The organism is Collinsella aerofaciens (assembly GCF_028209885.1).
In the GTDB taxonomy this organism is placed as follows: Bacteria; Actinomycetota; Coriobacteriia; order Coriobacteriales; family Coriobacteriaceae; genus Collinsella; species Collinsella aerofaciens_BA.
Genome location: NZ_JAQLEM010000002.1, coordinates 1 through 21,032, shown reverse-complemented (window position 1 = coordinate 21,032; position 21,032 = coordinate 1). Strand labels below are relative to the sequence as shown.

18 protein-coding genes and 1 riboswitch are annotated in these 21,032 nt (G+C 59.9%); of the genes, 10 read left to right on the top strand and 8 right to left on the bottom strand.

The window, feature by feature from the left end; genetic code table 11:
• Positions 1 to 23: 23 nt before the first annotated feature.
• The gene (gene rnd, locus PMX21_RS00585) at positions 24 to 1,157 is read right to left on the bottom strand and encodes a ribonuclease D (RefSeq protein WP_271757125.1); all 1,134 of its coding nucleotides are present in this window, start codon (positions 1,155 to 1,157) and stop codon (positions 24 to 26) included.
• Positions 1,158 to 1,255: 98 nt separating this feature from the next.
• Here rnd and PMX21_RS00580 point away from each other — a divergent pair, with 98 nt between their 5' ends.
• From PMX21_RS00580 to PMX21_RS00560, 5 genes are all read left to right on the top strand, one after another.
• Positions 1,256 to 2,173 carry a diacylglycerol/lipid kinase family protein gene (locus PMX21_RS00580; protein WP_271757122.1) on the top strand — a complete coding sequence of 306 codons (918 nt, stop codon included), beginning with the start codon at positions 1,256 to 1,258 and terminating at the stop codon, positions 2,171 to 2,173.
• Between the two features lie 410 nt (positions 2,174 to 2,583).
• Positions 2,584 to 4,383, top strand: coding sequence for a C69 family dipeptidase (locus PMX21_RS00575; protein WP_271757119.1), 1,800 nt, complete (start codon positions 2,584 to 2,586; stop codon positions 4,381 to 4,383).
• Between the two features lie 406 nt (positions 4,384 to 4,789).
• Positions 4,790 to 5,362 (top strand): hypothetical protein, encoded by a 573-nt coding sequence (locus PMX21_RS00570; RefSeq protein ID WP_271757116.1) that lies wholly within the window; start codon positions 4,790 to 4,792, stop codon positions 5,360 to 5,362.
• Positions 5,363 to 5,574: 212 nt separating this feature from the next.
• Positions 5,575 to 7,326 (top strand): ABC transporter ATP-binding protein, encoded by a 1,752-nt coding sequence (locus PMX21_RS00565; protein WP_271757113.1) that lies wholly within the window; start codon positions 5,575 to 5,577, stop codon positions 7,324 to 7,326.
• On the top strand, positions 7,319 to 8,065 hold the full coding sequence (locus PMX21_RS00560; RefSeq protein WP_271757111.1) for an energy-coupling factor transporter transmembrane component T family protein: 747 nt from the start codon (positions 7,319 to 7,321) through the stop codon (positions 8,063 to 8,065). Before PMX21_RS00565 ends, PMX21_RS00560 begins: the two co-directional genes overlap by 8 nt.
• A 126-nt stretch (positions 8,066 to 8,191) precedes the next feature.
• Here the strand turns inward: PMX21_RS00560 and PMX21_RS00555 are convergent, their stop codons facing one another.
• Positions 8,192 to 8,938, bottom strand: a complete 747-nt coding sequence (locus PMX21_RS00555; protein ID WP_040358337.1) for an aspartate/glutamate racemase family protein — start codon at positions 8,936 to 8,938, stop codon at positions 8,192 to 8,194.
• 84 nt (positions 8,939 to 9,022) lie between these two features.
• Positions 9,023 to 10,279 carry a carboxylate--amine ligase gene (locus tag PMX21_RS00550; RefSeq protein WP_271757109.1) on the bottom strand — a complete coding sequence of 419 codons (1,257 nt, stop codon included), beginning with the start codon at positions 10,277 to 10,279 and terminating at the stop codon, positions 9,023 to 9,025.
• 220 nt (positions 10,280 to 10,499) lie between these two features.
• On the opposite strand from PMX21_RS00550, the gene PMX21_RS00545 reads away from it, so the two are divergent.
• Positions 10,500 to 11,132: an MOSC domain-containing protein gene (locus PMX21_RS00545; protein WP_271757106.1), complete on the top strand. Its 633-nt coding sequence runs from the start codon at positions 10,500 to 10,502 to the stop codon at positions 11,130 to 11,132.
• A 234-nt stretch (positions 11,133 to 11,366) separates the two neighbouring features.
• Positions 11,367 to 12,500: a coiled-coil domain-containing protein gene (locus tag PMX21_RS00540; protein WP_271757104.1), complete on the top strand. Its 1,134-nt coding sequence runs from the start codon at positions 11,367 to 11,369 to the stop codon at positions 12,498 to 12,500.
• A 37-nt stretch (positions 12,501 to 12,537) separates the two neighbouring features.
• Here PMX21_RS00540 and PMX21_RS00535 read toward each other — a convergent pair whose 3' ends face one another.
• The 5 genes from PMX21_RS00535 to PMX21_RS00515 all read right to left on the bottom strand — a co-directional run bounded on the left by PMX21_RS00535 (position 12,538) and on the right by PMX21_RS00515 (position 16,695).
• Positions 12,538 to 13,917: a serine/threonine protein kinase gene (locus PMX21_RS00535; protein ID WP_271757102.1), complete on the bottom strand. Its 1,380-nt coding sequence runs from the start codon at positions 13,915 to 13,917 to the stop codon at positions 12,538 to 12,540.
• Positions 13,918 to 14,015: 98 nt separating this feature from the next.
• The gene (locus PMX21_RS00530) at positions 14,016 to 14,438 is read right to left on the bottom strand and encodes an XRE family transcriptional regulator (RefSeq protein ID WP_271757098.1); all 423 of its coding nucleotides are present in this window, start codon (positions 14,436 to 14,438) and stop codon (positions 14,016 to 14,018) included.
• A gap of 39 nt (positions 14,439 to 14,477) precedes the next feature.
• Positions 14,478 to 15,020 (bottom strand): DUF4352 domain-containing protein, encoded by a 543-nt coding sequence (locus PMX21_RS00525; RefSeq protein ID WP_271757095.1) that lies wholly within the window; start codon positions 15,018 to 15,020, stop codon positions 14,478 to 14,480.
• A gap of 164 nt (positions 15,021 to 15,184) precedes the next feature.
• Entirely contained in the window at positions 15,185 to 15,454 is a 270-nt protein-coding gene (locus PMX21_RS00520) for a hypothetical protein (protein ID WP_271757092.1), read from the bottom strand.
• A gap of 53 nt (positions 15,455 to 15,507) precedes the next feature.
• A complete protein-coding gene (locus tag PMX21_RS00515) occupies positions 15,508 to 16,695 on the bottom strand; it encodes an N-acetyldiaminopimelate deacetylase (protein ID WP_271757089.1) in 1,188 nt (395 codons plus the stop codon).
• A gap of 144 nt (positions 16,696 to 16,839) precedes the next feature.
• Positions 16,840 to 17,008: riboswitch (Lysine riboswitch) on the top strand.
• Between the two features lie 65 nt (positions 17,009 to 17,073).
• On the opposite strand from PMX21_RS00515, the gene dapA reads away from it, so the two are divergent.
• Genes dapA through dapD form a run of 3 tightly spaced genes read left to right on the top strand, consistent with a single transcriptional unit; the run spans position 17,074 to position 20,875 of the window.
• Entirely contained in the window at positions 17,074 to 19,383 is a 2,310-nt protein-coding gene (gene dapA, locus PMX21_RS00510) for a 4-hydroxy-tetrahydrodipicolinate synthase (protein WP_271757086.1), read from the top strand.
• On the top strand, positions 19,376 to 20,116 hold the full coding sequence (gene dapB, locus PMX21_RS00505; protein WP_271757083.1) for a 4-hydroxy-tetrahydrodipicolinate reductase: 741 nt from the start codon (positions 19,376 to 19,378) through the stop codon (positions 20,114 to 20,116). Before dapA ends, dapB begins: the two co-directional genes overlap by 8 nt.
• 39 nt (positions 20,117 to 20,155) lie before the next feature.
• Entirely contained in the window at positions 20,156 to 20,875 is a 720-nt protein-coding gene (gene dapD / locus PMX21_RS00500) for a 2,3,4,5-tetrahydropyridine-2,6-dicarboxylate N-acetyltransferase (protein WP_271757080.1), read from the top strand.
• Positions 20,876 to 21,032: the final 157 nt, after the last annotated feature.

Genomic DNA, 21,032 nt, shown 5'->3' with positions numbered 1-21,032 from the left:
CCCACTCAACCGGCTAGGCTTCCCTACAGGAGCTCGATTTTGCCGTCCTTCACCGTCAACCCCATATTGCCGGAAAGCAGATCGTCCAGGCGCGAGCCCACAAGCTCAAAGCGCCAACCTTCGCGCAGGCGGCTCTGCTCGGGATGCTCAATGTAGTCGGCCAGGTCATCGCGCGAGGCAATGACCGAGGTCGCAACGCCTGAGCGCTCGGCAACCAGGCGGATAAGCGCATACATAAGGTCAGTCACGCTCTCCAGCTCCGGCGAAATCTGACGGTGCCCGCGCACCATGAGCGGCAGGCGATCGTGCGGACAGCTCGCGCCGCGCTTAATGGCCATCAGCGCGCCGTCCACGTCGCGCTCCCCCAGCTGATCGGTGCCGCGGATGCTGCGGAACTCCTCGACACGCACGGGATTACGTTTAACCAGGGCCAGCAGCGTATCGTCGGACATAACCCACTTGCGCGGGATGTTGCGGCGCTCGGCGCGGTCCTCGCGCCAAGCGGCAAGCTCGCGCGCGATGCCCAGCTGATGGCGGCTACACGAGTTGATGCGCTTGACCTTGCGGAATGCCTCATGGCGGTCGGCGCGGTAGTGCGACTCGTCGGCCAGCGGACGCAACTCATCGAGCACCCAGTCCACCCGGCCCAGCTCGCGCAGGCGACTCATCATCTCGGTATAGGCGACGATCAGGTACTTGACGTCATCGATCGCGTACTCGATTTGTTTATCGGTCAGCGGGCGGCGCGACCAGTCGGTCAGCGACTCGGTCTTAGGCAACGAAACGCCACAAAACGTCTGCACGAGCGCGCCGTAGGAAATCTGCTGGCGCTCGCCCAAAAAGGCGGCGGCAACCTGTGTGTCAAAAATAGGGCGCGGCAGCACGCCCACGGTATGGAGCATAACCTCCATATCCTGCGAGCAGGCGTGAAACACCTTGGTCACGCTCTCATCGCCCATAAGCTCGGCGAGCGGCGACAGGTCGTCGATCACCAGAGGGTCGACCGCCACGCTCTCGGCAGGGGTGGCAATCTGGACCAAGCACAGGCGCGGATGGAACGTGCGTTCGCGCAAAAACTCGGTATCGACGGCAATCGCGTCGAACTCGCGGGCGCGCTGGCAAAAGTCGAGTAGAGCCTGATGTGTGGAAATGTACATATCAACCCATCGAATAAGGTTAGGCCCGAAAAACACGGGTAGGATATCGGCATTGCCCTACAACTATACTCGGTTAGTCACAGAACGGGAACGTAAGTATGCGCTGCCTTATCATCCACAACCCGGCATCGGGCCCCAGCTCAGATGAAATCTACGCGTTCACGCACGCCCTCGCGCAGGGCGGCGACGAGGTCGTGATGCGTTTTATCGGCGATGGCATGGAACCCGAGGACGCCGTGGCAGACGTGCGCGAGTTTGATCGCGTGGTCGTTTCGGGTGGCGACGGCACCGTCTCCAACGTGCTCGACCAGATGCGCGGGTGCGGCATCCCCACGCTCGTCTTCCCCTCCGGCACGGCCTGCCTGTTCTTCAACAACATTGGCAATGCCCCCGAGGCAGCGGCGCTTGCCAAGGCTTGCCGCGCCGGTCGCACGGTCAAAGTGGACATGGGCGAGCTCTTTTGGCTCGACGAGAACGGCAACGAAAAGCGCCACGGCTTTATCATCATCGCCGGCTCGGGCTTCGACGCCGAGATCATGATGAAGGCCGCCCCCACCAAAAACGACATCGGTGAGATTGCCTATTTCCTGTCGGCGCTCGCCACACCCAACCCCACGGTGGCGCACTTTACGATTGAGCATGACGGCATTGTCGAGGAGCTCGATGGCATCTGCTGCATGGCCGGCAACACCTCGGTCATTCAAAACGACATCAACCTGTTCCCCGATTGCCGCATGAACGACGGCATGGTCGACATCGCGGTCATCGAGCCCGTAAAAACCGTCCAGCTCCTGCCCACCGTGATCACCGCCGCACTCGACCCCGCCGGCAAGGTGCTCGGCCGTCCGCAGTTCAAGATCATCCAGACCAAGGAAGCCAAGATCACCTGCACGCCGTCGCTGGGCATGCAGTTCGATGGCGAGATCATCTCCAGCAACTCGGGCGTCTTTGGTGCCCGCGCGCTTCCGCAATGCCTCGACCTCATCGTCGACGAATTCTCCCCGCTCGGAAAATAGGAGGACCCCATGAACGACAACCCCCTGATTGGCTTTATCGTTATTGTTCTGGCCATGCTCGTCGGCTATGCGATTAACGTAATCCACCGCCGGAAGAAGTAATTCCACATTGGTATGATATTCATCCAATTATCGTCTCCCCCGTTGTTTATGCATTTGCCAAACTGCGGGGGATTTTTCTTTGCACCCCGTGCAAGGCACTTTATTCAGGCACAGTAATTGCAGGGCGTCTTTATTTAAATAAAGCTAGATAATGAGTATTATTGTCCGCTCATCGCATATTTTAGGACGCTCATCGAGTATTTCATCAAATTTAATGAATACTTCTTAGACTTCCGATAGGCTAATAGGTGTATTTATTAGCTGAGATTCCGCACAGTTTTGCGGGGTCTCAACAGTTGGGAGGGATCATGAGGTTTACTCATCCTGTCAACACGCTCAAAAAGCTCGGCTGCGGCCTTGCGTTTGGAGCAGCGGCCATCATGGCCATGCCGACTTCGGCACTCGCCTGCACCCAGATCTACATGGGCAGCAAGCTCACGGCAGACGGCAACACATACTACGGCCGTTCCGAGGACTTCGGTCCGCGCTATGTTAAGCACTTTGGCATTGAGCCCGCACACAAGGACGGCAACGAGTACACATCGGTCGAGTCCGGTTTTGAGTACAAGTCCAAGGGCGCAACCTACCGCTACACCTTCGTTCGCGACAACCCCTCGCAGTGGGAAAATCGCTACGACGCATATTCCGAGGCCGGCATCAACGAGAAGGGCGTCTCCTGCTCTGCCACGTTGAGCACCTCCTATAACGAGAAGGCCGAAGAGGCCGACCCCATCACCGAGGAGACTGGCATTGGCGAGTACAGCTATGCCAGCGTCATCCTGGGCGAGAGCGCCACGGCCCGCGAGGGCGTCGAGCTCATCGGCAGCCTAATCGACGAGCAGGGCGTCTGCTCCAACGACCAGATCATCATCGCCGACAGCACCGAGACCTGGCTGTTCGCCGCGCTTTCCGGCCATCAGTGGATTGCCATGAAGCTCGCTGATGACATCGCCTCGCTCAACCCCAACATCGGCAACCTCACCTATAACGTCGACCTCGATGACACCGAGAACTGCCTCCATTCCGAGGGCATCGAGTCCATGCCCAAGGAGAAGGGCTTTGCCGAGTACACCGACGGCAAGTTCGACGTCGCCAAGACCTACGGCGAGGAGATTGGCGAGGCCGGTATGCACCAGTGGTCGCGCTATATCCAGGGTCGCGATTACTTCATGGCCCCGCTGGCTGAAGGCACCGACTACGAGATCGTCAAGGACGAGCGAGAAGACGCTCGCGCCACGACCGGCGCTCTGGTCCACGAGATGCAGCCGCTGTTCTTCCAGCCCGGCAAGTCCGACTGGAACACCTTTGAGATGATCCGTTCCTTCGCCGCTCGCGGCGAGAATGTCGCCGGCCTCAACGCCAACACCGACGGCGCCTACGCCATCGGCTCCAACCGCAACACCGAGATCCACACCTTCCAGATCCGTCAGGGCATGGATCCCGAGATCGCGACCATCCAGTGGGAGATGCTCTCCAACGCCGAGTTCTCCGTCGCCATCCCCCTCTACTCCGCACTGCTCACCGAGGTCAGCCCCTACTTTAGCGATCAGGATGTCTCCTTCGATCACTGCGAAGAGGAAGACGTCGTGAACAACGAGGAGCCCAAGAACTCCATCAACTACGTCCTCATGGACATCAACACGCTCGCCTATGAGAACCGCGACCACTGCGCCACCGGCGTCCGCGCCTACCTCGATGCGCTGCAGAAGGAGCTCATCGAGCAGAACCTGACCGTCGACGAGGCCATGCAGGCCGCCGAGGACACCGAGGCGCGCACCGCCCTGGCCAACAAGGCCGGCAAGGCTGCCACCAAGAACACCTACCTCAAGTGCAAGGCCATGCTCGAGGAGATGCGTGACTACCTCAAGGAGGGCGACTTCTCCGAGGAGTTCGTCCCGAGTGACTACGATGCCGACAACGACTGCCTGGTCGAGTCCATCACCTACGCCGACGAGGCCCTCTCCGATGAGGATGTAGCCGAGCCCGATGTTAAAGAAGAGGCAACCGAGGAGAAGTCCGAGGGCAACAACATGGCCGCCATGGCCGTTGGCGCCGTCGTCGTCATCGGTGTCTGCGGCTTCGTGCTCTATCGTCGCAAAAAGGCCTAAGAACCCCTCACCTTAAGGCGCGGGCGGGAAGGCCAAGGTCGCCCGCCCACCCAGCCGCCCGTTCGACCGGCGGGAAACGTCGCCGAAATCTTTTCAAAAAAGATTTCCCTGTACACACTTCGCTGTGCTATAGTGCAGCGCAACAGCAACTAGGTGCGACCGCGCCGCGGCATCACGAAAGGAGCCACCAACATGAAGAACACGATGAAGTCTCTCAACAACTGGTGGTGGCGTGATGCGAATACGATCGGTCGACGGTGAGTCCCTCACGCCTGTTTTGCGCTCTAGGTGATTGGAAGGCCTCCGGTTTCGACCGGGGGCCTTTTTCTATCTCGAGCCCGATCGCATTCGCATCACGCGCCTCCGCTTTCTTCTCTTGCACTTCCCCTCCGAAAGGATTTTCACCATGTCTCAGAACACCACCACCGCCCAGCCCCGCACCGTCCAGACCGCCGACCGCGGCAAACTCGACGTCCGTGCCCTCGTCTTGCTCGCCATCCTGCTTGCCGCCGGCTTCAGCCTCAACTTCACCGTCGGCAAGGCCATCTCCGGCATCTCGGGCGGCATGATCAGCCCCGAGTTCATTATCTCGGCCTTCTGCCTCACCATCCTGGTCGTTCGCCCCAACATCGGTCAGGCACTCGTCATCGGCCTGATCTCGGCCGCCGTGATCCAGATCACCACCACCTCGCCGTTTGTCGATTTTGCCGCCGAGGGCATCGCTGCCATGCTCATGGCCGTCATTGTCAACGCTGCCGCCAAGGACGGCCAGGTTAAGCCCGCCGTCGCCATCGTCGCAGCCTTCGTGACCACCTTTGTCTCGGGCGTCATCTTCATGGTCATCAAGATGGCCATGCTCGGCGTGGTGAGCGAGCTCGCCGCTGCCATGCTGCCCGTTGTCGCCATGACCGCCGTCTTTAACGCCATCCTGGTCGGCGCTCTCTACCTGCCCATCCAGAAGTCCCTTAAGCTCAACTAACCTGCCCGGCTTTACGAGCCACCCCATCTTGGCGTTCATTCGTCGCTCGCGTACCCAAGTACGCCTCGGTCCTCTTTCGCGCCAACCTGGGGCACCTCGTAAAGCCGTCTCCGCGCTTCACCACCAAAGACTGTCCCAAACAACGAGCTTTTGGGAACGTTCTTAAACGACTGGTCATGTAAGAACGTCCCCGATGACTATGAAAGGTATCCATGGAAACGATCATCAACGTCGACGATGTCTCGTTCTCCTATGGCACGCAGACCGAGCAGGCGCTTAAGCATATCTCGCTCGGCGTGAACAGGGGAGATTTTATCGGCATTATCGGGCCTTCGGGCGCCGGCAAGTCCACACTTGCCGCCTGCCTGTCGGGAGCCGTACCCCACCATTACACCGGCACGTTCTTTGGCTCCGTCACTGTCGACGGCAACGACACCTGTGAAGTTTCGCTCACCGATGTGTCGCAGATCGTCGGCAGCGTGTTGCAGGACATCGACACGCAAATGGTCGCCTCGGTCGTCGAGGACGAGATGCTTTTCGGCCTGGAAAACTTTGGCGTTCCCCACGACCAGATCGAGCAACGTGTGAGCGAGACGCTTAAGACCGTCGGCATCAGCGACCTGCGCGACCGCGAGATCGCCACGCTTTCGGGCGGCCAAAAGCAAAAGGTTGCCATCGCCGCCATCCTCGCCATGCGTCCGCGTGTGCTGGTGCTCGATGAACCAACCGCAGCACTCGACCCCGCCAGCTCCACGCTGGTCTTCGAGACCCTGCGCGAGGCCAACCGTGTACTCGGCATCACCATCGTCGTCGTTGAGCAAAAAGTCGCCCTGCTTTCGGAGTATTGCAACCGCGTGCTCGTGCTCAATCATGGCGAAATCGCGCTACAGGGCGAGCCGCACGAGGTCTTCGCGCACGCCGATGAGCTCCGCGCCATCGGCGTCGATTGCCCGCGTGTCACGCGCATTTTCAACAGCCTCGAGGCGGATGGCCTGGCCAGCGGCACTCCCTGTTTGGATGTTGATGAGGCCGAGCGCCTGATTACAGGCATCGTCGACCCCGCACACGCAAGCAGCGACACTCAGGCACCCGCCGGCTCACCGCACGCACCGTCGTTGCGCCCGCACGCCAAGGACGCCGAGCCCATGCTCACCTTCAATCACGTTGAGTTTGCCTATCCCAATGGCGGCGGCGCCGTCCACGACCTCAACCTGACCCTCTATCCCGGCGAGCTCGTGGGCATCGTCGGCCAAAACGGCGCCGGCAAGACCACGCTCACCAAGCTGCTCACAGGCCTGCTTAAGCCCGCCTCGGGCAGCGTGCGCGTCACGGGACTGGATACCGCAGCCGTTCCCACGAGCCGCATCGCCCGCGAAGTCGCAACCCTCTTCCAAAACCCCGACCGCCAGATCTGCAAGGACACCGTGCTCGACGAGGTCGCCTTTGGCCTGGAGCTTGCCGGCATCGACCGTGCCGAGGCGCTGCGTCGCGCCCAGCTCGTCATCGACCGCTTTGGTTTGCCGGCCGACGAGGCGCCCTTCTCGCTCTCGCGCGGCCAGCGCCAGATGGTGGCACTCGCCTCCGTCGTGGTCGTAGAGCCCAAAATCGTGGTGCTCGACGAGCCTACGAGCGGCCTTGACTACCGCGAGTGCATGACCGTGATGGAAACGGTGCGCACCATGGCCGAGCGCGGCTGCGCCGTCATCATGGTCTGCCACGACATGGAAGTCGTCTCCGACTTCGCCGAGCGCATTGTAGTAATGGCCGACGGCCGCATCCTCGAGCGCGGCCGCACGCACGAGCTGTTCTCGAACATCGAGCTCATGCAGCGCGCCTACGTTGAGCCGCCCCAGGTCATAGAGCTTTCTCGTCGCCTGACATCCTCCGTCTCTCCCGCCTTTGCACAGGTGAGCGAGGTCACCGATATCGTTCGCATTACCGAGGAGATGGTCCACCGTGGTTAACGTCATCGACTATATGCCGGGCGATACACTGCTGCACCGCTTGAACCCGGTCGTCAAGCTGGGCCTTGCCGCCGCCATCATCGTCGGCATCTTCTTGTCCGACACCTACGTAGCGCTGCTGGGCTTTTTGGCACTCACCCTTGCACTGGGTGCCTATGCCGGCGTCGTCGATCGTCTGCTCTCGCTGCTCAAGTTGCTGATTCCGCTCGCGCTTATCATGCTGGTGCTCCAGCTAGCCTTTATGCGCGATGGCAACGTGGTGTGGAGCTTTATCACCGACACGGGCCTCATCACGGGATCGAAGGCCTGCCTGCGCCTGCTGGGTGTGGCGTTACCACTCATCCTCATGCTCATGGTGACCAAGCTCAACGACCTTGCCAACGCCTGCGTCGAGGTGCTGCATGTGCCGTATCGCTATGCCTTCACCTTTACCACGGCGCTGCGCTTTGTACCGGTGTTTGGTCAGGAGATGAATGCCATCATGGAGGCGCAGACCGCACGCGGCGTCGAGTACGATACCAAGAACCCCATCAAGAAGCTTAAGCTCATGCTGCCACTGTGCGTGCCACTGCTCATCTCGAGCGTGGGCAAGACCGATGCCACAGCCTTGGCGGCAGAACAGCGCGGCTTCTATCTGCGCACACGCGCCAGCTCGTACAAGCGCTATCCCATCAAGGATCTGGACATCGCCGTGCTCATCGTCAGCATCGCCCTCATCGCCATCGGCTTCCTGTTCTAGTTCACCACCGACAGCAACCACCCAACGCAAAAGGCCTCGGCTCGCACCAAACGAGCCGAGGCCTTTACTGTTTCCCCAGATAATACCTACCAAAAATAAACCTGTCCCTTTTTGGCGGGTCGGAAGCTAGAGGCGGTAGGGGGCGCCGCTGCGGATGATGGATTCGCGCACCAGGACGTCCATGGCGTCGAGGGTGATCTCGGGCATCTCTCGGTACTTCTGCAGCACCGATAGCTCGGTGCAGGCCAGAATGACGCGGTCGCAGCCGCTACGGGCGAACTCCCACATCACGCGGTCGAACTTATCCATATCGGGCTCACGTCCGGCCTTCACGTCATCGTAGATAAGCGACATCACATCGTTCTGACGTTTCTCGCTGGGATAGACAACCTCAACACCCGCAGCCTTACATTCGCGTCCGTAGACGCCCGCGCCCACGGTTCCATCGGTTCCCATAATGCCAATCTTGTGCACCGGCTCGGCCGGCATACTCAGGTTGGGGTCGAACTCGCACTCCCCCATCACCGCACCCGCAAGGGCATAGCGCACCGACTCACGCGGCATGTGGATAATCGGCACCTTCGTAAACGACTGGATCTGGTCGTAGAAGTAGTGCGACGTGTTGCAGGGAATGGCAATGTGCGCACAGCCCAGCGACTCGAGTGCCTGGGCACACTCTTTCATGGTCGCCAGCAGCTTGGCATGCTCGCCGGTCTTAATGGCCAACGTGCGGTCGGGCATGGTCGACTTGGAGAGCACCACCATGTCGATATGTTCCTGATCGCAGGCAGCAGCCGTATGACGCACCACCTGGTCGTAGTAATACGACGTGGCCTCGGCGCCCATGCCGCCGATAACTCCCAGCTTTTCCATCGCCGCCTCCTTGGTGACGCTTGCGCAATTGCGCGTATCATACCCGCGCCCGCCCGATGCAAACCGGACGGGCGCCGCGCTCATCTACTTGTAATACGTCTTGAACAGCTTAAAGTGGCGCAGCTTGGTGTGCCACATGCGCAGCCAGCGGTTAAAGACAAAGTCGCCCTTCATAAACGAAGGGTCGGCGCCCTTGCCTTCCTTGTCCAGGCGATGCACCTTAGCGCGCAGCTCGGGATCCTTGACGTACTTGTCGACGACGCCCATGGGAACGACCATCCACAGGGCCTCGTCCTGCGCCGTCACAAACTCCGGCTCAAACGGGCGGTTGAACACATACTCGTCCACCACATACTTGGCAACGTTAAAGCCGCTGTTGGTAACGTAGTAGTTGCTGCGGCCCTGGCGCGTGTTGAAATCGAAGAACTTAAACGAGCCGTCGCGCTCGTCGTACTTTACGTCAAAGTTGGAATAGCCCACAAAGTGAAGGTCCTCGAGCAACTTGCGCACGCCGCCCATGAGCTCGTCGTTGGGCTCGGTAATGATACAGGCATGGTTGCCGACACCGTGGGGCTGATGCTCCTCGAGCAGCACATGGCCCAGGCACATCATGCACACCTTGCCGTTGCGGTCGGAATAGCTGGTGAGCACGCGCATGTACTCGTCGTTGCCGGGCACGCGGTCCTGCAAAATCAGATCGTCGGTGTAGCCGCTGGCATACGAATCGCGAATGACCTGTTCCAGCTCGGCGCGGTCGGCAATCTCATAGGCCTTCTTCTGGCCCTCGAACTCGTGCTGCCACCACATGATGCCGTCAGAAGGCTTCAGAATCATCGGGTAAGGAAAATCGATTTGGTCGAGCACTTCGGCAGGCGCCTCACCCTGGGCATTGAGCATCGCCTTGGTAAAGGTAAACGTGTGCGGATAGGGCACGCCATGCTTCTCGCACAGCTCGTAGAAGATCTCCTTCTTCTGGCACTGCTCAAGCATGCTATAGGGAGCGTAAGGCGCGACGATGTTATCCGCCAACTCATGGGCATCCTTGGCTTGAGCCACGAGAGCGACATAGTTGTCGCCACAGCCCACAAGGACAATCGTCTTATCGGCATGCGCTTGGGCAATGCCGTTGACGGTTTTGAGCATCACGGGCATGGTATCGATATCCACGTTGGGCGTGTAGTCGATAATCTGGCTGCGGTACGCAGGACCCGTCTGATACTTGCCAAAGACCAGACTCTTGACCTGGTACTCCTCGTAGAAGGCGCGCGCCACCGAATAGGCGTTGATGTCGCCACCAAGCAGCACGGGAATGAACTCGCGCTCTGTAAATTGCAATGCCATGGAAACTTCCTATCATGAACTGCCCACACAACGGGCGGTCTTTGCGCAACTGATTTATTCTAGCGTGCCAAGCCGCCGGCGCCCAAAGCTCCACCGTATCTATGGCAATCGACGTAATCGTCCAGCACGAAGACGGCGCCCACCGTTGTATGACAATGGGCAATGAACCTACCGTTGTTGTAGGATTCAACATGTAGCCCGCCCCGTCGAAAGGTGCACCGTGCCCCAGGCTCATCCGATCAACAACCCCATCATTGACGCCGCCAAGCGCGAACTTGCAGATCGTGCCCAGACGGCAGCTCCCCTACGCACCGCAAACGATGCTTACAACGGGCCTGCCCGTATCGTCTCAATCAACACGTCGGAGCACAAAGGCACGCGTAAGTCACCCGTCGCCGACGGGCACGACACCGTCATCGAGCAGTTTGGCCTCGCCTCCGATGCGCACGCCGGGCATTGGCACCGCCAGGTTTCCTTTTTAGCTGCAGAGTCTATCCAGACGGCGCAGGCGCGCGGGCTCGATGTGCACGAGGGCGACTTTGGCGAGAACTTCACAACCCAGGGCATCAACCTGCTCTCGCTCCCCCTGGGAACGCAGCTCAAGATTGGCAACGATGTCCTGGTCGAAATCAGTCAGATCGGCAAGGTCTGCCACACCCGCTGTGCCATCTACTATCTCGCCGGCGACTGTATCTTTCCCCACGAGGGCATTTTCGGCGTGGTGCTACAAGGCGGAGAAGCCCATACCGGCGACGACATACAGGTGGTCAAGCTCGGCGATGGCACCTGTTCCTTCACTCCCGCCGACGCACTCAAAGAGGTGGAGCAGGCTCGTCGCGAAGGAACCCTGTAGTTGCAAAATCCCACGTTGAAGTAGCTTTTACAGCCAAGAATCCCGTTGCAATAGGGTGCCGTAACGTTAAAGTTGAACTCTATGGTTTCTCAACAATTCATCATAACTGCAGGTCAAAGCCAAAGCCTCAAGTTCAACTTGACCCTTTGGGACCTTTAAGGTTCAAGTTGAGGTCGAAAGCAGTAGTAGAATACACCTCGAACCATAACCTACGATTGATTGCAGAGGGACTGGATGCAGCATTCGAATCATCGCACCGCAGCGCTCATTGCGTCGAAGCCGGCTCGTATCATCACGAGCGCCGCGCTCGCCGTTGCGCTGACGGCCACGCCGATGCTCTCCCCCGTTGCGGCGTATGCCGCCTCGCAGGCAACGCAGGACCAGCTTTCCGCAGCCCAGCAGAAGATCGAAGCCGCCACGAGCGCCTACAACGACGCCCGCACCAAACTCGATGACCTGCAAAAGCAGATTGACTCCAATGAGGCAAGCATCGAGGAAATCGAGGCCAAGCTTCCCGAGCAGCAGGCCAAGGCAAGCTCCGCCATGCGCGATCTGTACAAGTATCAGAAGGGCACCAATCCCATCGTGAGCTTCCTGGTCAACGCACAGAGCCTGGGTGAGTTCATCACGACCTGCAAATACACCAACCAGATCACGAGCTCGAGCGTCGACGAGATCGAACAGCTCAATAACATGCAAACCGAACTCGAGCAGAACAAGGCCGAGCTCCAGCAGGCCAAGTCACAGCTTGAGGCAGAGCAGAAAAACGCCGAGGATGCGCTGACGCAGGCCCAGCAGCTCCGCAGCGAGGCACAGGCAAAAGCCGAGCAGGAAAATGCCGCCGAGCTTGCCAAGCTTGAGGCCGATAAGGCCGCTGCCGCCGAAAAGCTCTCGGGCGAGGGCGTAAGCGGCAGCAATTCCAGCAGCCAGGCCACCAACACCAACACCACCATCGACACCACGGTGAACAACGCCAATACCGGTAGTTCCGATTGCGATTCGTTCATTAATGAGTGGACGAGCCGCATCGACAATTATCTCGCCGGCTCCCCCATGGCAGGCCAGGGCTATAACTTTGCCGTCGCCGCTTGGAATACCGGTGTCGACCCCCGTTGGTCCCCCGCCATCGCCTGCATCGAGAGCACCAAGGGTGCTTATTGCGCCAATTCTTACAACGCCTGGGGCTGGAGTGCACGTGGCGGCGGTTGGCGCAGCTTTGGCAGCTGGAGCGAGGGTATCTCCGCTCACGTTGCCTATCTGGGCGCCAACTACGGCTCCACCCTTACCCCGGCTGCGGCCAAAAAGTACTGCCCGCCCACGTGGCAGGACTGGTACAACAAAGTCGCCGCTCAGATGAACCGCATCTAAGTGCAACTGCAAAGGGCCCCAACGGGGCCCTTTTCTTTTAGGTAGCGGAGGTATCGACGACGCCGGTCGCATTGGCAACCGCGACTATAACGATCATGCATAGGAGCAGCACACCCAATGCCTTGAGCCAGAGCTTCGCGAGTTTCTTGCCGCGATAGCTGTCGAGCAGTGCGAATCGCCGACGAAGGCGGCGCTTATCGAGCAGCGCAAAATGCATAAGCACCATAAGGCCATCGACAAAGAAAAAATACTCGATTATGAGAAGCCACGTCGGGTAGCTTTGGTTTGCTCCCGTGGGGTGAAAGACGGCAAAGTGACTTCCGGCAAAGAACACAAGCAGCGAGAAGCAGACGAGCGTATTCCAAATACGCCCCAGAGACTCCGGAACGCGAGAGAGCAGACCGCATGCAGCGGAGGCGGCAGGCCTAGGAAGCCCTGTGGGGTTCTGGAGCCCTTGGGGCGTCAACACCGTCTCCGAGGCCGGAGTACGGACAGGCGCAGGCGCAGGAGGCCGCACGGGGCGACTTAGATCGTATGCCGCGCGCGTCGCCCGTCCCAACGCTTCCGCACTCGCAAAACGCTTGGCCGGGTCGAGCGCCATCGACATGCAGACGGCATCGGCAAGTGGAGTGGGAATGCCGCGTGCCTCGCATTGCTCGCGCATGTCGAGCCCTGGTTTAGGGTCGACTCCCGTCAAGCAGAAGAACAACAGGGCTCCAAGTGCGTAGACGTCGCTGCGCACGCTCGTCTGCCCAAACCCATACTGCTCGGGCGGCGCATAGGGCCGTGTCCCAAACTTGACGGTATCGGCATCGGCGCCATCGCGCCATACGCGCGCGATCCCCAAGTCGATAATCACCAGCGATGAAAACGTCAGGCCGTCATCAGGCGTATAGTTGGCACCTGTCACGATGATATTCGACGGCTTGAGGTCGCGATGGATCACCGGCGCCGACGTCTCCCCCGCCATTGCAAAACCGGCGTGGAGCTCGCCCACGGCATCGCATAGGGCAGGATACAACTCGTGCGCATAATCGGGGGTGGCTCCCAGACGGTCCACCAGCGCCCCGAGCGTCTCCCCTTCGATGTATTCCATAACCACGTTGAGCTCGTCGCCCACACGACGACAATCGACGATTCTGGGCAGGTGCTCAAAACGCCTGCCTGCCCGCTGGGCGGCAAACAGACGCTCGTATGCCCCGCCGATTTGAGCCGAAGCATCGATGCGTTTACGGACAAAGGGGCCGAGCGAACCACCGCCGGTTCCTTCAAAGTACACGAGCTCGGTTGTTTCAACGGACGAGCGCTTAAGTACACGCTCCACGCGATAGCTGTCGTCGCGATCGAGCGACGCCAGGTGCTCGGCAAGCGCTGCGGTCAGCTCGTCATTGGAATATGTTGGGGTCTGAGTATCCATAGCCTCCATCATAGCGCAGGGCGCAGACACCCCATGGCATCCGCGCCCCGTTCGTTTGCATCGTTGTTCGACAGCTCCGCCGGCTCAGATATCAGCCGCTAACTCACCGTCTCCTCGCCAAAGCGATACAGTTCCTCGTTGACCTTTTGGAGGCTGCACCCGCGATCGATGCAAAAGATGATAATCGCATCGCGGCGGTCCTTGCAGTTAAGGACGCTTACCCCGGCAGCCGTCAGCGCACGGTTGGTCTCTTTGAGCGTCAGCGCCATCGCAAAGGCAATCTGCAGCACCTTATTGCGACTCGGATGACGCGCACCGGTAAAGATCTGATAGCCAAAGGTCTCATTGAGATCGGCCATACGAACCACGCGCGAGCGCTCCAAGCCCTTTTCCTGCAGTAGCCGCTTCAGGTAGTTCGAAAGCGACGGAGCGGCAAAGTCGTGTTCTTTGATATAGCCATCGATGTTCGGCGCATCGAGAAGCTCATTGAGCAACTCCTCGGTCAGCTTTTTATCGGACATACGACTTCACCTCCCATACGGCGCAACGGTAGCGACATGCTAGGCCAACACCCAGCTTGCAGTGGCAGACTTATCAAACATGTTGGCATAATACAGTGCCTTCTTGATATCGCCATCAAAGTAGATATTGCCCGCCACAGAGCCACCAGCGGCAAGGGTACCAGACTGCAGCTCATCGGAGCCCTCGCTGTAGTAACCCTGATTCTGCTGAGCGCCGTTGGCGTCCTCGCCCTTCCAGTCGTAGATGTTGTAATCTGCGCCCTCATCACCATTGTTGACGTACGTGACGTGAATGCCCGTCATGGTCGAACCGTCATAATTTGTGAGGCCGGGCTGGACGGAATCGACAACGACGGAAAGACCGGCAGCCGTGGTCACCGTCGCACCAACCGCCAGGTCAGTCGTAGACTGCTCTTCCTTCTTCGCCTCTTCCTTCTTGTCGCCATCGCCAGCGTCCTCGGTGACGGTCGCCTTATCGCTACCACAACCGGTAAGAAGACCGGCAGTCCCCAAGGCGACGGTGGCGAATGCGCCCAGTGCAGCGCGACGGCTCAGCAGCACTTCGTTTTCAAGCTTTTTCATCATGCATCCTTCCTACGATCCGGCTACCGTGCCGGCACACAGCACATCGTAGGAAGGATTAAACTTGAATTCATTAGCTGAGAGCTAAGGCTGCGGTAAACGGCCAATGCAGTTATCCAAACGCCGAGCAAACGCACTTTGCGCAACCGTCTGCTGGCAGTGCATCAACCCACCGTGACGGATTCCCCGGTAAAGGTGCTCACAAGCAACAGGATAAAGAAGGCCAAATAGCTGATGCTCAGCAGGTAGGCGATGGCCAAAAAGGCAATCCATCCTACATTGGTCTTACCGTCGGCGCGGCGCTGCTCACGACTGCGATAAAGCCAAATCGTCACGCCGATAGCAGTGATAAACAGTACGAGTGCCGCCGTAGCCAGCCCAGCAAGCACAAACATCACGCCAATGCTCACAGCAATAACCGGAAGCAACAACAAGCCGCATCCACACCCACCGGGACTATAAACGGCAGTCTGTCGGCGCTTCATCATCACTCCAAGTCAAGCAATCGTTTGTAGACATCGAGGCCCTTGAGCAAAATTTCCTCATCAAAGAGCATAGTATCAGTGTGAAGAGCGCTCATCGCATAGGCTGGGCAGCCATCAGCGTCAATCGGGTTTTCTTGCGCCTCCGGCACGCCCGTGCCCAGCAGGAAGAACACGCCCGGCAGATGGCGCTGATAGAAAGCGAAGTCCTCGGCAATCAGCAAAGGCTCATCCACGAGCTGCAGCTCGGGCAAGGCAGGCGCGACATTGGCAAATAACTCGGGGTCGTTGTCGACCGGCGGATAGCCCTCGGCAAAATCGAGATCGTACGTGCAGCCCGTTGCGGCGCAGGCATCGTCCAGCACGCGGCGCACGCCCTCGCGTGCCCGGTCGAACATGTCGTCTGTAAACACACGCAGGCTGCCGGCAACATGGGCCTCCCCCGCCACCGTGTTGCAGACGGTACCGGCCTGCAGCAGACCAAACTTGCCGATACAGGGCTCGTCGGTGCCCAGCTCGTCCATCAGCTCGCGCTCGGCAACCAAAAACTTCGCTGCCGCCAAGGCCGCATCGTGCGACTCCCCAACCGGCACACCATAGGTCTTAGCAATATGGATACTCGTACCGTGAATATGGATGTGTGTCTCGCTCGAACGCGCCAGCAGCGGGCCGGAACAACTCGCCAACGTGCCGGCAGGCAAATCGGGCCACACGTGAAAGCCAAAAATTCGGTCGACCCCATAGCGCTCGAACACGCCGCTCTCGCATACCGTCTTGGCGCCACCGGTCGTTTCCTCGGCCGGCTGGAACACAAAGAGCACGTTGCGCCTCATGGCGCCCGGCTGCTCGCGAATCGTGCGGTCGACATACGTCGCGGCGGCAAGTGCCATAGCCATGTGTCCGTCATGCCCGCAAGCGTGCATCTTGCCGGGATGCGTCGAGGCAAAGGCCGCACCCGTTGCCTCGACAATGGGTAGCGCATCCATGTCGGCGCGAATCGCCGTGGCATGCGTGGCACCAACGCCAGAGTCGAAGAAGGCGCAGACGCAGCTGGGGCACGGATGGGTCACCTCGCAAGCGAGCGGTGCCAGCACGCCCTCGATATAGGCTATGGTTTGCGGAAGATCGAAATCGAGCTCCGGGATGCGATGGAGATCGCGGCGATAGCGACGGAGTTCTTGGAGCTCGGTCATAGAGGATCCCTTCGTGAGGCATATCTGTTGCAACTTATTGTGATACAGGATTGTGGCACACATGTTTCCAGCATATTGCTGCATTTTTTAAACGTTATATACGAATACTCTTGTTTGCTAAAGTGCAACGTGGTAGGGTCGTTACCACTTGATAGAGGCGCGGGCACGAAGAACCGCGGGCGAGCCGGCAGGCTTTGACCCCGCGGGGAGGCGAAACCCGCCGAACTGGGCTTTTCGGGCACGAAAAACCTGGTGGGCCTGCGGGAAACACCCACAGGACTGTCTGCAGCAATGCGGGAGCGCTATCCGGACATTGGGTCCACGCTATGCGGATTCGATGCGCAGATGGCGCCGTCTGGATAGCGAGGTTTACGGGACATGGCATTGACCCCCAACGAGGCATATGCGGCCAAGCAGCCGTTTGTGGACAAGGAGACGCTCGAGCATATCGTCGAGCAGTTCCCCACGCCGTTTCATCTATATGACGAGGCGGGCATCCGCCGCAACATGCAAGAGGTGCGCGATGCCTTTGCATGGAACCCGGGCTTTAAGGAATACTTTGCCGTCAAGGCCAATCCCAACCCGGCGCTCATTTCCATTCTCAACGAATACGGCTGTGGCTGCGATTGTTCAAGCTACACCGAGCTCATGATCGCCCGCTCGCTGGGCATCACGGGACACGACATCATGTTCTCGTCCAACGACACGCCGGCAGCGGACTTTGAGCTCGCCGACAAACTGGGCGCCATCGTCAACTTTGACGACATCAGCCACATCGAGTTCTTTGAGCGCGTTGCGGGGCCCATCCCCAAGACGGTCAGTTGCCGCTTTAATCCGGGCGGACTGTTCCAGCTCTCCAACGGCATCATGGATAACCCCGGCGACTCCAAATACGGCATGACCACCGAGCAACTCTTCGAGGCCTTCCGCATACTCAAAGCCAAGGGCGCCGAGGACTTTGGCATCCACGCATTCCTTGCCAGCAACACCGTCACCAACGACTACTACCCCAAGCTCGCGCGCATCCTCTTTGAGCTTGCCGTGCGCCTGGAGCGCGAGACCGGCGCACATGTTGCCTTCATCAATCTGTCCGGCGGCGTCGGCATCCCCTATCTACCCGAGCAGCAGGCCAACGACATTCACGCCATCGGCGAGGGGGTGCACGCGGCCTACGACGAGATCCTGGTTCCCGCCGGTATGGGCGATGTGGCCATCTGCACCGAAATGGGCCGCTTTATGATGGGCCCCTACGGCTGCCTGGTCACCAAGGCCATCCACGAGAAGCAGATCTACAAGGACTATATCGGTGTCGATGCAAGCGCCGTCGATCTGATCCGCCCTGCCATGTATGGCGCCTACCACCACATTACGGTGATGGGCCAGCCGGGTGGCGCCGGCAAGACCGCAGTACCCGTTACGGACACCTACGACATCACGGGCAACCTATGCGAGAACAATGACAAATTCGCCATCGATCGCGAGCTGCCGCATATCGACATGGGCGACCTGCTTGTGATCCACGATACCGGCGCGCATGGCTACTCCATGGGCTACAACTACAACGGCCGTCTGCGCTCCGCCGAGGTGCTGCTGCGCCCTAACGGCTCGGCCGACCTTATCCGCCGCGCCGAGCGCCCGGGCGATTATTTTGCCACGCTCGACGTGCTGCCGTGCGGCCGTGAGCTACTGGCCAAATCGCGTGCCGAAAGCGCTCGGCGTCGCGCTCAGGACGAGCGCCTGGCAGTCGCCGCCCAATGGAACAAACGCATCCAGATCGCGGAAGCGAAGGAGAAGAACATGGATATCCGCAACCTCGAGGGTTCAATCGTCGCCCTTGTTACGCCGTTTAAAAAGGACGGCAGCGTCGACTTTGACGCACTCGGGCGCCTTATCGATTTCCACCTGCAAAACGGCACCGACGCCATCCTCACCCTGGGCACCACCGGCGAGAGCGCCACGATGACCGATGACGAGGACAACTCCGTCGTCGCCGCCGTGGTCAAGCAAGTTGCAGGCCGCGTCCCCGTCATTGCCGGCTCGGGCTCCAACTCCACGCAGACCATGCTCACCAAGTCGCTCACCTACCAAGGCCTGGGAGCCGACGGCCTGCTGCTCATCACCCCCTACTACAACAAGTCCAACGAAGAGGGTATCTATCAGCACTTTAAGACCGTCGCCGATGCCGTGGACATCCCCTGCATCCTGTACAACATCCCCGGCCGCTGCGGCTGCGGCATCAGCGAGCGCAACGTAGAACGCTTGGCCGCGCACCCCAACATCATGGGTATTAAGGAGGCCTCGGGCAACGTCGCCTACGCGGCCAAGATCGCCCACCTGCTGTCCGACGACTTCCGCATGTACTCGGGCGAGGACGCGCTTACCGTGCCGCTCATGAGCTTGGGCGCCTCGGGCACTATCAGCGTGTGGGCAGACATTCAGCCGCAGCTTGTGCATGACATGTGCCGCGCCTATTTGGACGGCGACGTGGCGCGTGCCCGCGATATCCAGATTGCCGGCCAGCCGCTCATCAATGCCCTCTTTAGTGAGGTCAACCCCATCCCCGTCAAGGAAGCGCTCGCCCAAATGGGTATGATCGAGGCAAACTACCGTATGCCGCTGTGCCCCATGGCCAACGACACGCGCTCCGCACTTACCGATGCTCTGAAGGGAGCTGGTCTGCTTGATTAAGACCGTCATTATGGGAACGGGCCGCATGGGCTCGCTCATCCGCACCACCGCCGAGGGCGTTGTCGACGCCGCCGGTCAGCCCGTTTTTGATATCGTCGCCCAGATCGGCTTCGACTTGTCCGAGCTCGAGAACGCCCCGGCAGCCGACGTCATCATCGACTTCTCGAACGTTGCAACCTTCGATGCTGTCGTCGCCCATGTCGAGCGCACGGGCGCGGCGTTGGTCTCGGGCACCACGGGCTACACACCCGAGCAGATGGATCGCCTGCGCGAGCTGGGTCAGTACGCCCGCGTCATGCACTCCGGAAACTACTCCATCGGTATCGCAGCCCTGCGTCATCTGGTGGCCCAGGCCACACGCGAGCTGCCCGGCTTTGACTGCGAAATCGTCGAGACGCACCATAACCAAAAGGTCGATGCCCCCAGCGGCACTGCCAAGTTGCTGCTCGATGCCGTCGTCGAAGCCGAGCCCGAGGCAGGCTATCACCCCGTCTATGGCCGCGAGGGCATGTGCGGAGCGCGCGACCCCAAGGAGATCGGCATGCACTCGCTGCGCGGTGGCACTGTCGCCGGCGTGCACGAAGTGAGTTTCTTTGGCCAGGACGAGGAGGTTACGCTCGCGCACCGCGCCACGAGTCGTCAGATCTTTGTCAACGGCGCCCTAGCAGCCGCGCAGAAGCTCGTCACCCGCGAGCCCGGCTTCTATACGTTCGACCAGGTCATGTTTGCTTAACCAGGTATCAACCGGATTCACTCAAAGGAGAGACAGCAAATGAGCAATGCAGCCGAGATGGATGCACAGGAGATTATCAACTACATCGCCACCGCGCCCAAGAAAACGCCCGTCAAACTGTACGTGCGCGAAAAGCCGGGCATGAAGGTCCAGTGGGGCAACGCACACGTCTATGGCGGTCGTCGTGGCAAGACTGTTTTTGGTGACTGGGATGAGCTTAAGGCCACCCTGGACGCCAACGCCGACTCCATCGATTACTACGACGTTGAAAACGATTGCCGCAACTCCGCCGTACCCATGCTCGACCTCAAGGGCATCAACGCCCGCATCGAGCCGGGCGCGATCATCCGCGACCGCGTCGAGATCGGCGATCGCGCCGTCATCATGATGGGCGCCATCATCAACATCGGCTCCGTCATTGGCGAAGGCTCCATGATCGATATGGGCGCCGTGCTGGGCGGCCGCGCCACCGTGGGCAAGAACTGCCACATCGGCGCCGGCACCGTGCTGGCAGGCGTCGTGGAGCCCGCCAGCGCCACGCCCGTCATCATCGAGGACGATGTCATGATCGGCGCCAACGCCGTGGTCTTGGAGGGCGTGCGCGTGGGCAAGGGCGCCGTCGTGGCTGCCGGTGCCGTGTGCGTCGAGGACGTCCCCGCCGGCGCCGTCGTGGCCGGTGTCCCCGCCCGCGTCATCAAGATGCGCGACGAGAAGACCGACAGCAAGACCGGCCTGGAAGAGGGCTTACGTCAACTCTAGGGTTACGCGGTTTTCACCAAACCGCGTAACTAGTCGACGCTGCAAACGCCCCAGAGCGGCAATCTGACGTTCAATCGTCGGGCATGGCCAGAAGGCCTATGCCCTCCTCTTTCACGTCACCTTGCTCGCTCTGGGGCGTTTTCGCTCATATGACCCA